Here is a 14206-nt window from a genome sequence, read left to right as displayed (position 1 = left end):
TCCATGACCCCGATCGATCTGAACGCCGACCTCGGCGAGGGCTTCGGCCGCTGGCGTCTCACCGACGACGAGCGGCTGCTGTCCGTCGTCACCAGTGCCAACGTGGCCTGCGGATTCCACGCCGGGGACGCGGCCACCATGCGGCGGGTGTGCGAACTGGCCGCCGCGCGCGGGGTACGGATCGGCGCCCAGGTCTCCTACCGCGACCTGGCGGGGTTCGGACGGCGCGCGATGGACGTGCCGCCCGCCGAACTCACCGCCGAGGTGGCCTACCAGATCGGCGCTCTGGAGGTCTTCGCGCGCGCGGCGGGCACGCGCGTGTCGTACGTCAAGCCGCACGGCGCGCTCTACAACCGCGTCGTGCACGACGAGGAGCAGGCCGGCGCGGTCGCCGACGGCGTGCTCCTCGCCGACGCTTCACTGCCCGTGCTCGGGCTGCCCGGCTCGCGCCTGCTGGAACTGGCCGAGAAGGCGGGCCTGCCGACCGTCACGGAGGCGTTCGCGGACCGCGCCTACACCGACGAGGGCACGCTGGTGCCCCGCGACCGGGAGGGCGCCGTGGTCACCGACCCGGACGCCGTCGTGGAGCGGTCGGTGAGCATGGCCCGCTTCGGCACGGTCGACGCCCACTCCGGGACGCGCATCGCGGTACGCGCGCGTTCCCTGTGCCTGCACGGCGACACGCCCGGCGCGGTGAACCTGGCCCACCGGGTGCGCGAGCGGCTCCAGGAGGCGGGCGTCCGGGTGGAGGCCTTCGCATGAGGGCGCTGCCCGTCGGCGACGGCGCCCTGCTCGTCGAGGTGTCCTCCGGCGAGCAGGCCCAGGCACTGCACGCGGAGCTGCTGCGCCGCCGTGCGGAGGGCTCGCTGTCCGTCCGCGAGATCGTCCCCGCGGCCCGCACGGTCCTCCTCGACGGCGTCCCGGACCCGGCCCGCCTGGCCTCCGAACTGACCGCCTCCGAGGTACCACCCACACCCCCACGCGCGCGTGAGGTCGTCGAACTCCCGGTGCGCTACGACGGCCCGGACCTCGCGGACGTCGCCGCGCACTGGGGTGTGCGCGAGGAGGAGGTGGCCCGCATCCACGCGGACACGGAGTTCACGGTCGCCTTCTGCGGTTTCGCACCCGGCTTCGGCTATCTCACCGGCCTGCCCGCGCGCTACGACGTACCGCGCCGGGCCACCCCGCGCACGGCCGTCCCCGCAGGTTCGGTGGCCCTCGCCGGCCCCTACACGGGCGTGTACCCGCGCTCCTCGCCGGGTGGCTGGCAGCTGATCGGCACCACGGAGACGGTGCTGTGGGACCACGCGCGCGTACCGGCGGCGCTGCTGGCACCGGGGACGCGCGTGCGGTTCGTTCCGGAGGGTCCGGTGGGGTCCTCATGACGGACCGCGCCCTGGCCGTCGTACGCGCCGGAGCCCTCACCACCGTGCAGGACACGGGCCGCCCCGGCCACGCCCACCTCGGCGTGCCCCGCTCCGGCGCCCTGGACGGTCCGGCGGCGGCCCTGGCCAACCGCCTGGTCGGCAACGCGCCCGAGGCGGCGGTGCTGGAGACCACCCTCAACGGCGTTGCCCTGCGCCCGCGTTCGACCATCACGGCGGCGGTCGTCGGCGCGCCCTGCCGGGTCACGGTGGACGGCCGCCCGGTCGCCTGGGGCGCCCCGGTGCGCGTCCCCGCCGGCGCCGTCCTGGACGTCGGACCGGCCGTCTCCGGCCTCCGCAGCTACGTGGCCGTCTGCGGCGGCATCGCCGTCGAGCCGGTCCTTGCCAGCCGCTCCACGGACCTGCTGTCCGGGCTGGGCCCGCCGCCGCTCACCGACGGCACGGTGCTGCCGCTGGGACACCCGACGCACCTCCACGCGCGCGTGGATGTCGCCCCGCAGCCCGCGCCACCCACGGAGCTGGTCCTGCGCGTGACGCTCGGCCCGCGCAACGGCTGGTTCACGCCGACGGCCGCGCGAACCTTCACTTCGCGGACGTACCACGTGTCACCGGCGAGCAACCGCATCGGCCTGCGCACCGAGGGGCCGACCCTGGAGCGCTCGGTGACCGGCGAACTCCCCAGCGAGGGCATGGTGCTGGGCGCGGTCCAGGTGCCGCCCGACGGCAGACCGGTGGTGTTCCTGGCCGACCACCCCACCACGGGCGGCTACCCGGTGATCGGGGTGGTCCGCACGGCGGATCTTCCGGCGGCGGCCCAGGCGGTACCGGGTACGCCGGTCCGCTTCTTGGAGGTGCGCAGGCGCTGAGGCGCCCTTCAGGGGCAATTACGCCTCCCGCACCGCCAAAGAGGCCAACGCCGCCGACACCGCGGCCGAGGCCCGCACATCGAGCCGCGCACTCGTCCCCCGCGCCCGGTGCCGCATCTCGTCGACGGCAAGCGTAAGAAGCTGCGGCAGCAGGTCGGTGCACCGCCGAGCCACCCACCCCGTCCCCGCGGTCGCGAGCCACCACAGACTCGCCGACTTCGTGGGGGCAGGGAACTCCGGCTCCGCCGAGGGCGCGAAACCCGTCGCCAGCCCGCCCTCGGCGAGCAGCGCATGGAACCGCAGGGCCAACTGCCGATGCCCCCGCTCACCGGGATGCAGCCGATCCGCACTCCACATCGCACGGTCCGTGAGCCAGGCGCCCTCGGACGCATGCAGATGCACCGCCTCGTACCGCTCGGACAGCGCGTGCACGACGGCGTTCACCGCACGCTGCCGCCGAGCCAGCGGACGTGCCAACGCGCCGGGCAGGCCGAGCATCGCGCCGGGGTCGGGCAGGCAGGCCGTGAGCAGGACGGCGCCCTGCCCGGTGAGGGCCGCGTACACGGTGTCGAGCCGGGCGGCGACGGCACGGATGTCGAAGGTGCAGCGCAGGGTGTCGTTGACGCCGACGACGACGGAGGCGACGTCCGGCCGCAGTGCCAGCGCGGCGGGCAGCTGCCGTTCCAGCACGTCGCGCGTCTGGGCTCCGCTGACGGCGAGGTTGGTGAACTCCACGGGCTGTTCGGCGAGCCCGGCGGCGAGCAGCGCGGCCCAGCCGCGCCACCCGTCGCCGACGGGATCGCCCACTCCTTCGGTCAGCGAGTCGCCGAGGGCGGCGAAACGCAGGGGTCTCATCCGACGCCCTCCGCCACCCTCGTGCGCCCGGGAACCGGCACGTCGTGCGCGGTGAGGAAGGCCGCGACCGCGGTGTCCCAGCCGAAGCACTCCGCACGCGCGCGTGCCGCCTCGCGCCGCTCCGTCGCGGGGCGGGCGAGAAGCAGCTCCACGGCGTCGGCGAAGCCCTCCCCGTGGTCCGCCGCGACGGCCCCGGCGGCCCCGATGACCTCCGGCAGCGCGGAGGACGTGCTCACCGCCACGGGCGTGCCGCAGGCCATCGCCTCCAGGGCGGCCAGACCGAACGTCTCCGCGGGCCCCGGCGCCAGACACACGTCCGCGGACGCCTGGAGCGCGCCGAGCAGACCGCGGTCGGAGACATGCCCGAGGAAGGTCACCGGCAACCCGCGCTCCCGTGCCCGCTGTTCGAGCCGTGGGCGCAGCGGGCCGTCACCGGCGACCACCAGCACCGCCCGCTGCCCGCGCGCGAGCAGCGCCTCCAGCGCGTCCAGCGCCGTTCCGGGCCGCTTCTCCACCGAGAGCCGGGTGCACGTCACCAGCAGCGTCTCGTCCCCGCGCGCGTGCCGTGCCCGCAGCCCGGGGTCGTGCAGCGCGGGGTGCCGTTCCACCAGGTCGACCCCGAGCGGCGCCCGGACGACGTTGCGCGCCCCGATCCGCACGAACTCCCGCTCGGCGAACTCCGTCGTGCACACCACGCGCGCGTAGGTGTGCGCCGTACGGACGTTGAGGGCGTCGGCGGCGCGGCGGGCGGCGCCCTCGGGCAGCCCCCAGGTGCGCAGGACGCCGTCGGCGGTCTCGTGGGAGACCATCACGGCGGGCACGCGGGCCCGCCGTGCCCACTTGCCGGTCCACCGGAGCGTCGTACGGTCGGACACCTCCAGGCGGTCCGGGGCCAGTTCCTCCAGGAGGGCGGCCACGCGCCGCTTGTCGGTGAGGACGCGGTAGCCGCCGGTGCCGGGCAGCAGCGGCCCGGGCAGGGTGATGACCCGGCCCTGCTCGGTCTCGCGGTCGCTGTGGCTCTCACCGGGCACGATGAGCACGGGCTCGTGCCCGGCCGCCTTGAAGCCCTTGCCGAGCTCGCGCAGGGCGGTGCGCAGCCCGCCCGAGGCGGGCGCGACGAAGTTGGCGAGACGGACGATGCGTATGGGGTTCACGCGGCCACCGCCGTCCTGCGGCTCGCCAGCACATCGGCGTAGTGGCCGATGAGCTGGTCGCCGACGGCCGCCCAGGTGCGCCCCTCGACCATGGCGCGGGCGGCGGCTCCGTAGGCGGAGCGCAGGGCGGGGTCGGCGGCGAGGGCCGCCACCGCGTCCCGGACGGCGGCCGCGTCGCGCGGCGGCACCAGCAGCCCGGTGTGCCCGTGGGCGACCAGGTCCAGCGGGCCGCCCGCGGCGGGCGCGACGACCGGCACTCCGCTGGCCATGGCTTCCTGCACGGTCTGGCAGAAGGTCTCGAAGGGGCCGGTGTGGGCGAAGACGTCCAGCGAGGCGAAGATCCGGGCGAGGTCGTCGCCGGTGCGACGGCCGAGGAAGACCGCGCCGGGCAGCGCCTGTTCCAGACCGGGCCGGCTCGGCCCGTCGCCCACGACGACGACCCGGACGCCGTCCAGGCCGCAGGCTCCGGCGAGGAGCTCGATGTGCTTCTCGGGGGCGAGCCGACCGACGTAGCCGACGATCGTCTCGCCGTTCGGGGCGAGTTCGCGGCGCAGCGCCTCGTCCCGGAGTTCCGGACGGAAGCGGACGGTGTCCACACCGCGCGGCCACAGCTTCACCCGGGGCACGCCGTGTGCCTCCAGGTCGTTCAGGGAGGCGCTGGAGGGGGCGAGGGTGAGGTCGGAGGCCGAGTGGACGGAGCGGATGCGCCGCCAGGCGGCCGCCTCGCCGGCGCCCATGTAGGTGCGGGCGTATCCGGCCAGGTCGGTCTGGTAGACGGCCACGGCGGGGATGCCGAGCCGCGCGGCGGCCGCCATGCCGCGGACGCCGATGACGAAGGGGCTGGCCAGGTGGACGAGGTCGGCGTTGTGCTCGACGAGCGTGGCGGCCAGGCGTCGGCTGGGGAGAGCGACGCGGACCTGGGGGTAGCCGGGGAGCGGGAGGGAGGGGACATGGACGACGGGGCAGGGCGCAAGGGCGCCCAGCTTGTGCCCGGGAGCGGGGGCGGGGGCGACGACGACGGGGGCGTGACCGCGATCGACGAGGTGTCGGGCGGTCTGGAGCGCGCAGTGGGCCACGCCGTTCACATCGGGGGGAAAGGATTCGGTCACGATGACGACACGCATACCGGTGTTGTCGCCGTACTGGACGTGGCCGCGTCAAAGTGGATCTTTCCGAACGACAAACGTCCCATGAGCGTTGCGCTGCACACCCGAGCGGGTCAGGCCGCGTCCATGCCCGCCTGACCCGCGGGTCATCCGTCGTTCACACGGCGGGCGTGTCAGGCCCGATCCGGCTGCGTACGGCTGTCTGGACCTCGGCCTCCTCGGCCGGGTCGGCGGCGAGTCGGCGCAGTCGCTCCACGACCCGGTTGTCACCGGTCTCGGCGTGCCGGGCGGCGATCTCGCGGGTGGTCTCCTCGCAGTCCCAGAGGCACTCGACGGCGAATCCGGAGGGGAAGGAGGGGTCGGTGGCGGCTAGGGCCCGGGCGGTCCGGCCGCGCAGATGGGACGAGGCCGTCTCGCGGTAGATATGGCGCAGGACGGGGGCGGCGCAGGCGATGCCGAGCCGTCCGGCGCCGTCCACGAGGGTCCACAGGGTCGGTGCGTCGGGTCCCTCGCCCCGTACGGCTTCCCGCAGGGCCGCGAGGACCAGTTCGCTGTCCTGGGCTCCGCCACGGCAGGCGAGCATGCGTCCGGCGGAGGCACCCAGGGGATCGGGGCGCCGGGCCCAGCCGCGCGCCCGGTCCACGGCGGCGACGCTCCGCATGCGTTCGAAGGCGTCGACGGCGGCGTCCACGACGGGACGCGGGCCGGTGCTCACGGCTGCCTCGATCAGGTCGAGGGCATCGGGATCGTTGTTGTCGGCCAGGTAGCGCAGGGCGGTGCAGCGGGCTCCCTCGCTGCCGTCCTTGGCGGCCTGGACGATCTCGGGCCGGTCCTCGGGGCCGGCGACGGCCGTGAGACACCGGGCGGCGGGCACATGCAGTGCGGCGCCGCGTTCGACGCCCTGCTGGGCCCACTCGAAGACGGCCTGCACGCTCCACCCCGGCCGGGGCCCGGTAGGTCGCATCTGCCGTTGCCAGCGGTCGAAACAGCCCGTCTCCTGAGCGGCACGCACCCGCGTGGCGACGGATTCGCGCGGATCCTCGGCCCACAGCCGCCAGGGGCGGGGCTCGAAGGCGTCGCGCACGGCCGCGGCCAGTTCGGCCTCGCCCTCGGCGTCGGTGGCGAACCGGGCCAGGACGGGCGCCGCGAGGGCGCGCAGCCCGGCGTCGTCGTCCCTGAGCGCCAGCTCGTCCAGCGCCCAGGCCCAGTTGGAGCCTGAGGCGGCGTACCTGCGCAGCAGTTCGAGCGCGTCCCGCCTGCCGTAGGAGGCGAGGTGACCGAGGACCGCGAGGGCCAGCCCGGTACGTGACTCCTCGGTGTCGAAGAAGTCCTCGACGTCGAAGAGGTGCGCCTCGATCTCGTCCAGCTCGCCGTTGAGGTCGAGGAAGAGTCGGGCGTAGTAGAGGGAGCGGTTCTCCACCTGCCAGTCGTGGCGGGGGTCGCTCAGCACGCAGTGGTTGAGCGCCGCGAGCGCTTCGGCTCGCGGGGCGGTGAGCGCGTGCAGCGTTCCGTCGCCGCGGCCCCGCTGAAGCAGGCCGAGCAGCGTACCGCTGGGCGCTATGACCGGATCGAACATGGGAAACAGCCTCACATCAAGCGTCGACGCAACCGGGGATCGTGCTTTACCTGGCCGCGTGACAACACGTCGGGGCGCCCGCCGTTTCCTGCTTGCTGTAGACCATCTTCCTCTGCCTCTCGTCGGTGGCCCATGCGGACCGCATCACGGCCCGCGCGGTGCGGCAACACCTGCCCAGCCATCGCGTCCGTGAATCACGACGTCATGATGACTCGGCAGTTCCATCTGCCGCGACCGAAATTTCGGCGGCCCTTTACCGCCTCCCCCGTTTTCTGTGTCTTCGCTGGTCAGAACATTCGGTTCACTGTGCGTCGAACAATTCGAGCAGTTCGGTCTTGCCGAACATGCGGGCGGTGTCGACGGCCGACGGAGTGCCCGCCGACGGATCGGCGCCACCCTCCAGAAGGGCCTTGATGACGTCCGTCTCACCCTTGAACACGGCCCCGGCGAGCGGGGTCTGGCCTCGGTCGTTGACCCGGTCCGCCTCGGCACCCCGGGCGAGCAGGGCGCGCACCGCCTCGGCGTGGCCGTGGTAGGCGGCGAGCATCACCAGGGAGTCGCCCCGGTCGTTGGTGAGGTTGGCCGGAACGCCCGCGTCGACGTACGCCACGAGCGCCTCGGTCCGCCCCTGCCGGGCCAGATCGAAGATCTTCGTCGCCAGCTCCACGACCTCGGGGTCGGGGGCTTCGCTCATCGGCCGGACCGCCTCTCATTACAACCGTTCAGGTGAATCGCCAGGGTACTGGCTCCCGCGGCACATGACCCGTTGTGCCCGAGGTAAAGATCACCACGAACCCGGTCGGACGCAAGAGCCCAGCTCAACCGGCCCAGGACGGCTCCGCCACTTGGGGGAAATCTGGGAAAATTCCCCCATTTGCACCTTTTATCGTATGGATACATCCTGTGAGCCTGGAAGTACTCATGGTGACTGTCCCCACGAACCAGGAGAACTCAAATGATCCTGTCCATCTCAGGCGTGGTCCTGCTCGGCATCATCGTCTTCCTCTTCTTCAAGAAGGACGGACTCAAGGCGTCGCACGCCCTGGTGGCCGCACTCTTCGGCTTCTACCTCGCGAGTACCGCCATCGCCCCGAGCATCAAGGCCGGCGGCGAGAGCCTCGCGAGCCTCCTCGGCGGCATCAAGTTCTGACGCCGCACGTCCCGTCCGTACGCACCTTCAGGAGACACCAGTGGCCCGGCGCCCCCTCCCCCGCATCCTGAGTACAGGCAGCGCGCAGATCGCCCGGAGCCGGGAGCTGGCCCGGACGGCGGCCGACAGCGCCACCGACGTCCTCCATCCACTGATCACGATCACCCGCGGACTGCGCCGGCTGGCAGCGGCCGGGCGGCGCAAGTGGGCCGACACCCCCAAGGACAAGCGCGGGCCGCTGCTGTTCCTGGTGGCCTCGGTGATCCTGGTCGTGGCGCTCGTGCCGTACGGCCCGCTGCTCGCCGTCATCACGCTGATGGCGGCGGCAGCCTGGCAGGGCCGGGACCGCACCCCACCGGCGCCCGAAGGCCCCGACGAGTCCCAGACGGAGCGCCTGAAGTCGCTGTACGAGGCCCTCGTCCCGTACTTCTCGGCGGCCGAGGACCCCGCCCCGCTGTACTCCCACGGCGGTGAGTGGGAGAACGTCTTCCCGGGGTACGAGTTCGACGCCTCCGGACGCGTCACAAGCCTCACGATCCGCTACCCGGCCTACTTCACCGACGGCGAGCCCGAGGCCCGCGGCCGCATCGAGCACCTGCTCACCGCGAAGTCGGGACGCGGCCGCGAATACCGCTTCACCTGGGACGAGGAGGGCAACCAGCTCTCCCTCGCGGTCCTGCCGCCGCTGCCCACCGACATCGCCGCCCAGCGTTTCGTCACCGCCCCCGGCGAGACGGTGCTCGGCTTCACCGACCCCGGCGAGGTCCAGCGCACGCTCCCCCTCACCCACGGCGAGGAGCAGCGCGACATGCCGCCGGTCGTCTGGCGCACCGGAATCCGCTCCACCGAGCCCCATCTGCTGGTCCTGGGCCAGCCCGGCAGTGGCACCTCCACCCTGCTCCGCTCGATCGCCCTCCAGGCGCTCCAGTACGGCGACGTCGTCATCGTCGAGGGCGGCGGCACCGGCGAGTACGCCTGCCTGACCGGCCGCGACGGCGTGCTCGCGGTGGAGTGCGCGGCGGCCGGAGCGCTGGCCAGCCTGGAGTGGGCCGCGCACGAGACGGAGCGCCGGCTGATCGCCATCAACCGCGCCCGCCAGGCCGGCCACCCGCCGCCCGAGGACACCAAGCGCCCCCTGTGGATCCTCCTGGACCGCCCGACCGCCTTCGCCCACCTCGCCGCCGCCGACGGCCACAAGGATCCCCAGTCCCTGCTCCAGGTGCCCCTGCGGCACGGCCGCGCGGCGAACGTCACGGTGGTCGTGGCCGACCAGTTCGACAGCGCGGAACTCCTGAGCGAGCCCGTACGGCAGCACACACGCGCGCGTGCCGTCCTGGGACCCGCCACGGCCGACCAGCTCACGGCGGTCCTGGGCGCACCCGCGCAGACCACCCCGATCGCCCAGGTCCCCCCGGGCCGCGGCTACGCCCGCCTGGGCACCGGCCCCGTCCTGCGCCTCCAGGTCCCGGCCACCCCGGACCCCTACGACGACGCCACGAGCGACACCCACCGCCAGGCGGTCCTGGACCTGCTTCCGCCGCGCACGACCCCGGCGGACGCGGAAGAGCACCCCGAGCCGGTCCCGGCCGAGGCCTTGGTGGCGGAGACTCCCCAGCCGACGTCCTAGTTGTCGAACCGGACGACGAGGCAGTGCCGGCGGGATCAGGCCACGAACGTCCGAGGCGTCTCCCCGCCCGCGGTCCCGCCGCTCTCCACCAGCCGCGCCGCCGCGGCCAGCCGTACCGCGGCCTCCTCCGCCACCGCTCCGCCCACGGTGAACGGCAGCCGCACATACCCCTCGAAGGCGCCGTCGACTCCGAACCGCGGTCCGGAGGGCACACGGACGCCCACCCGCTCGCCCGCCTCGGCAAGGCGTGAGCCGGACAGTCCGCCCGTGCGGACCCACAGGGTGAGTCCGCCCTTCGGGACCTCGAACTCCCAGTCGGGCAGCTCCCGCCGCACCGCGGTGACCAGCGCCTCCCGGTTCTCAAGGGCCTGATGCCGGCGCAGCTCGACGGCCTGCTCCCAACCGCCCGTGCTGAACAGCCAGTTCACCGCGAGCTGCTCCAGCACCGGTGTCCCCAGGTCGGCATAGGCACGCGCGGCGACCAGGCTGCGGATCACGTCCGGCGCCGCCCGCACCCATCCGATGCGCATCCCCGCCCAGAACGCCTTGCTGGCCGAGCCGACGGTGATGACGGTGGCCCCGGCCGGGTCGAAGGCGCAGACCGGCCGGGGCATGTCGACATCCTCGTCGAGCCAGAGCTCGCTCATCGTCTCGTCGGCGACCAGCACCGTCCCGGCCGAGCGTGCCGCGTCCACCATCTGCCGCCGCTGGTCGTCGCCGGCGAGCGCGCCGGTCGGGTTGTGGAAGTCGGCGACGACATAGGCGATCCGGGGCGCCGCGTCGCGCAGCACCTGCCGCCAGCGGTCCATGTCCCAGCCGTCCAGCCCCTCGGCCATGGCGACGGGCACCAGGCGGGCGCCCGCCTCCCGCATCAGCTGAAGAATGTTGGCGTACGACGGCGACTCGACCGCGATGCGCTCGCCCCGCCCGCCAAAGAGGTGGCAGATGGCGTCGATGGCGCCCATCGCCCCGGTCGTCACCATGATCTGCTCGGGCATGGTCGGGATCCCGCGCGCGGTGTACCGCTCGGCGATCATCGCGCGGAGCGCGGGCAGTCCGGCCGGGTAGTCGCCGTGCGTGTGGGCGTACGGCGGCAGTTCCTCCAGGGCGCCCTGCACGGCCCGGGTGAGCCAGGGCTCGGGCGCGGGAAGGGCCGCGCAGCCCAGGTCGATCATCGAGCCGAGGGCCTCGGGCGGCAGGGGTTCGAGCCCGCGCGCGGGCAGCGGGTTTCCGGCCGGGACGGCGGTCCAGCTGCCGGCTCCGCGCCGGGACTCCAGGAAGCCCTCGGTGCGCAGCGCCTCGTAGGCCGCGGCGACCGTCGTACGGCTGACGGACAGGGAGAGGGCCAGTTCGCGCTCCGCGGGCAGCCGGGCTGCCACCGGCACCCGCCCCTCCAGGACCAGCAGCCGGATGCCGTCGGCGAGCGCGCGATAGGCGGGCGGGCGGCGCGTGCCGGGCCCCGCGGGGCGGTCCTGCTGGGAGCTGAGCAGCCGGGCGAGCTGAGCCGGCCCCACCGCCGAAGTCCACTGCGCCATGGAAATCAGTCCACCTTCCCCGAATTGGCCCTGGATGGCCGTTCACCTCAAGCCACAGGGTGTCATGAACCAGGCCACTACCACCACAGGGGGGACTCTCTTGTCCACTACAGGCCGCCTCGGGCGACGGTTGATCCAGCTGTACGCCGGTCTCGCGCTGTACGGGGCTAGCTCGGCGCTGCTCGTCGAAGCGGGCCTCGGCCTGGAGCCCTGGAACGTGCTGCACCAGGGCCTCGCCGAGCTGACCGGCCTCACGATCGGCGTCGTGTCGATCATCGTGGGCGCCGCGGTGCTCCTGCTGTGGATCCCGCTGCGCCAGCGGCCGGGCCTCGGCACCGTCTCCAATGTGTTCGTGGTCGGCATCGCCATGGACGGCACGCTGGCCGCGCTCCCCGAGGTGCACTCCCTCTCCGTCCGGATACCCCTTCTCGTCGCCGGCATCGTCCTGAACGGCGCGGCCACCGGCCTCTACATCGCCGCCCGCTTCGGTCCGGGCCCGCGCGACGGCCTGATGACGGGGCTGCACCAGCGCACCGGCCGCTCGATCCGGCTGATGCGTACGGCCGTCGAGATCGCGGTGGTCGTCTCCGGCTTCCTCCTGGGCGGCACGATCGGCGTCGGCACGCTGCTCTACGCGCTGACCATCGGCCCGCTCGCCCAGCTCTTCCTGCGCGTCTTCGCCGTCCCCCAGGCACCCGGCGGCAGCACGGTCGTTGCCACCGGTCAACCCCGTCGGGCCATACTGCGACGGTGAGCACGCCGATACGCCACCCCTATCTCGACCATCCGGGCCCGATCCCCTTCGCCCACCGCGGCGGCGACGCCGAGGGCCTGGAGAACACCCAGCTGCAGTTCCGGCGCGCGGTGGACCTGGGCTACCGGTACCTGGAGACCGACGTCCACGCCACCCGCGACGGCAAGCTGGTCGCCTTCCACGACTCCACGCTGGACCGGGTGACCGACGGGGCGGGCAGGATCGCCGACCTGCCCTGGGCGGACGTACGGCACGCGCGCGTGGCCGGGCAGGAACCGGTACCCCTCTTCGAGGAGCTGCTGGAGGCCTTCCCCGAGGCGCGGTGGAACGTCGACGTCAAGTCGGAGTCCGCGCTGCTGCCCTTCCTCGACCTGATCGAGCGCACCCGCACCTGGGACCGGATCTGCCTCGGCTCCTTCTCCGAGGCGCGCGTGGTGCGGGCCCAGCGGCTGGCCGGGCCCAAGCTCGCCACCTCCTACGGCACCCGCGGCGTGCTCAATCTGCGGCTGCGCTCCTGGGGCGTGCCCGCGGCGGTGCGCCGCTCGGCGGTCGCCGCGCAGGTTCCCGAGATGCAGTCCGGCATCCAGGTCGTCGACCACCGCTTCCTGCGCACCGCCCACGCGCGCGGGCTTCAGGTGCATGTGTGGACGGTCAACGAGGAGGACCGTATGCACCGGCTCCTGGACCTCGGCGTCGATGGCATCATGACCGATCACATCGAGACATTGCGCAAGGTCATGGAGGACCGGGGCGTCTGGGTCTGACCCGGCGGCCCGCGGCCCGGACGGGGAAGCGAGGGCGCGGGTGGACACCGGCACCATGGAGACGAAGGCGGCCGAGGAGGCCGCCGGGCGGCGGCACGAGCAGCGCGGCTGGTACTTCTACGACTGGGCGTGCTCCGTCTATTCGACGAGCGTGCTCACCGTGTTCCTGGGCCCCTATCTGACGTCGGTGGCCGAGGAGGCCGCGGACGCCGACGGGTTCGTCCATCCCCTCGGCATCCCCGTGCGGGCCGGGTCCTTCTTCGCCTACTCGGTGTCCCTGTCGGTGATCGTGGCGGTGCTGGTGATGCCCCTGGTGGGCGCCGCCGCCGACCGCAGCGGCCGCAAGAAGCCCCTGCTGGCGGCCGCCGCGTACACCGGGGCCACGGCGACGGCGGCCATGTTCTTCCTCGACGGCGACCGTTATCTCCTCGGCGGCCTGCTGCTGGTGGTCGCGAACGCGGCGCAGTCCGTGGCGATGATGCTCTACAACTCCTATCTGCCGCAGATCGCCCCGCCCGAGGAGCGCGACGCGGTCTCCTCCCGGGGCTGGGCCTTCGGTTACGCCGCGGGAGCCCTGGTCCTTGTCCTGAACCTGGTCCTCTATCTGGCGCACGACTCCTTCGGCGTCTCCGAGACCACGGCCGTCCGTATCTGTCTGGCGTCGGCGGGTCTGTGGTGGGGCGCCTTCACCCTCGTACCGCTGCGCAGACTGCGCGACCGCCGCGCCTCCCCCGCCAAGCGGACGACCGCGTCCGGCTTCCGGCAGCTCGCGGCGACGATCCGCGACATGCGCCGCCATCCGCTGACACTGGCGTTCCTGCTGGCCTACCTCGTCTACAACGACGGCATCCAGACCGTGATCACCCAGGCCTCGGTCTACGGCTCCGAGGAACTGGGGCTCGGGCAGTCGACGCTGATCGGCGCGGTGCTGCTGGTCCAGCTGCTGGCGGTGGCGGGCGCTCTGCTGATGGGGCGGCTGGCCCGGACGTACGGCGCCAAGCGCACCATCCTCGGCTCGCTGGTCGCATGGACGGTGACACTGGCGGCGGGGTACTTCCTGCCGGCCGGGGCACCGGTGTTCTTCTTCGTGCTGGCGGCCGGCATCGGGCTGGTACTGGGCGGCAGCCAGGCACTGTCCCGCTCCCTGTTCTCCCATCTCGTCCCGCCGGGCAAGGAGGCCGAGTACTTCTCGGCGTACGAGGTGAGCGACCGCGGCATGAGCTGGCTCGGCCCGCTGCTGTTCGGGCTCACCTACCAGCTGACCGGCAGCTACCGGGACGCGATCATCTCGCTGGTGGCCTTCTTCGCCGTCGGATTCGTGCTGCTCGCCCGGGTTCCGGTCCGGCGGGCGATCCACGACGCGGGCAACCCGATTCCCGAGAGGATTTAGCGTTCAGCGCGAAAGGGCTGTAGTGTACGCGTTTGGCCTGCCAG

The 14206-nt window shown here is 73.3% G+C and carries 14 protein-coding genes; 8 read left to right on the top strand and 6 right to left on the bottom strand.

Annotation, left to right across the window (positions count from 1 at the left end):
* The first annotated feature begins 3 nt into the window (after positions 1-3).
* From AB0Q90_RS27830 to AB0Q90_RS27820, 3 genes are read left to right on the top strand one after another with little or no spacing between them, the layout of a single operon-like run.
* Complete coding sequence (locus tag AB0Q90_RS27830; RefSeq protein WP_363164560.1) at positions 4-762, top strand: 5-oxoprolinase subunit PxpA; 759 nt, start codon at positions 4-6, stop codon at positions 760-762.
* Positions 759-1385 (top strand): 5-oxoprolinase subunit PxpB, encoded by a 627-nt coding sequence (gene pxpB, locus AB0Q90_RS27825; protein ID WP_363164561.1) that lies wholly within the window; start codon positions 759-761, stop codon positions 1383-1385. The genes AB0Q90_RS27830 and pxpB overlap by 4 nt, the downstream gene beginning before the upstream one ends.
* The gene (locus AB0Q90_RS27820) at positions 1382-2251 is read left to right on the top strand and encodes a biotin-dependent carboxyltransferase family protein (RefSeq protein WP_363164563.1); all 870 of its coding nucleotides are present in this window, start codon (positions 1382-1384) and stop codon (positions 2249-2251) included. The genes pxpB and AB0Q90_RS27820 overlap by 4 nt, the downstream gene beginning before the upstream one ends.
* Positions 2252-2269: 18 nt before the next feature.
* Here the strand turns inward: AB0Q90_RS27820 and AB0Q90_RS27815 are convergent, their stop codons facing one another.
* The 5 genes from AB0Q90_RS27815 to AB0Q90_RS27795 form a co-directional block, all read right to left on the bottom strand.
* Entirely contained in the window at positions 2270-3106 is an 837-nt protein-coding gene (locus AB0Q90_RS27815) for an SGNH/GDSL hydrolase family protein (protein ID WP_363164564.1), read from the bottom strand.
* Complete coding sequence (locus AB0Q90_RS27810; protein ID WP_363164565.1) at positions 3103-4260, bottom strand: glycosyltransferase; 1158 nt, start codon at positions 4258-4260, stop codon at positions 3103-3105. Before AB0Q90_RS27810 ends, AB0Q90_RS27815 begins: the two co-directional genes overlap by 4 nt.
* A complete protein-coding gene (locus AB0Q90_RS27805) occupies positions 4257-5384 on the bottom strand; it encodes a glycosyltransferase family 1 protein (RefSeq protein ID WP_363164566.1) in 1128 nt (375 codons plus the stop codon). The genes AB0Q90_RS27810 and AB0Q90_RS27805 overlap by 4 nt, the downstream gene beginning before the upstream one ends.
* 139 nt (positions 5385-5523) lie before the next feature.
* Positions 5524-6942: a HEAT repeat domain-containing protein gene (locus AB0Q90_RS27800; RefSeq protein ID WP_363164567.1), complete on the bottom strand. Its 1419-nt coding sequence runs from the start codon at positions 6940-6942 to the stop codon at positions 5524-5526.
* A 301-nt stretch (positions 6943-7243) separates the two neighbouring features.
* Positions 7244-7636 (bottom strand): ankyrin repeat domain-containing protein, encoded by a 393-nt coding sequence (locus AB0Q90_RS27795; RefSeq protein ID WP_363164568.1) that lies wholly within the window; start codon positions 7634-7636, stop codon positions 7244-7246.
* A 261-nt stretch (positions 7637-7897) separates the two neighbouring features.
* Here AB0Q90_RS27795 and AB0Q90_RS27790 point away from each other — a divergent pair, with 261 nt between their 5' ends.
* Complete coding sequence (locus AB0Q90_RS27790; RefSeq protein ID WP_015661880.1) at positions 7898-8092, top strand: hypothetical protein; 195 nt, start codon at positions 7898-7900, stop codon at positions 8090-8092.
* 40 nt (positions 8093-8132) lie between these two features.
* Complete coding sequence (locus AB0Q90_RS27785; RefSeq protein WP_363164569.1) at positions 8133-9719, top strand: ABC transporter ATP-binding protein; 1587 nt, start codon at positions 8133-8135, stop codon at positions 9717-9719.
* A 35-nt stretch (positions 9720-9754) separates the two neighbouring features.
* Here the strand turns inward: AB0Q90_RS27785 and AB0Q90_RS27780 are convergent, their stop codons facing one another.
* The gene (locus AB0Q90_RS27780) at positions 9755-11254 is read right to left on the bottom strand and encodes a PLP-dependent aminotransferase family protein (RefSeq protein ID WP_363164570.1); all 1500 of its coding nucleotides are present in this window, start codon (positions 11252-11254) and stop codon (positions 9755-9757) included.
* 64 nt (positions 11255-11318) lie between these two features.
* On the opposite strand from AB0Q90_RS27780, the gene AB0Q90_RS27775 reads away from it, so the two are divergent.
* From AB0Q90_RS27775 to AB0Q90_RS27765, 3 genes are read left to right on the top strand one after another with little or no spacing between them, the layout of a single operon-like run.
* Positions 11319-12008, top strand: a complete 690-nt coding sequence (locus AB0Q90_RS27775; RefSeq protein WP_363164571.1) for a hypothetical protein — start codon at positions 11319-11321, stop codon at positions 12006-12008.
* Entirely contained in the window at positions 12005-12772 is a 768-nt protein-coding gene (locus tag AB0Q90_RS27770) for a glycerophosphodiester phosphodiesterase (RefSeq protein ID WP_363164572.1), read from the top strand. The genes AB0Q90_RS27775 and AB0Q90_RS27770 overlap by 4 nt, the downstream gene beginning before the upstream one ends.
* A gap of 55 nt (positions 12773-12827) precedes the next feature.
* Positions 12828-14162, top strand: coding sequence for an MFS transporter (locus AB0Q90_RS27765; protein WP_363164639.1), 1335 nt, complete (start codon positions 12828-12830; stop codon positions 14160-14162).
* The last annotated feature ends 44 nt before the right edge of the window (positions 14163-14206 follow it).

Source organism: Streptomyces sp. NPDC079141, assembly GCF_040686775.1.
Taxonomy (GTDB): Bacteria; Actinomycetota; Actinomycetes; order Streptomycetales; family Streptomycetaceae; genus Streptomyces.
This window is presented reverse-complemented; position numbering and strand designations above follow the sequence as displayed.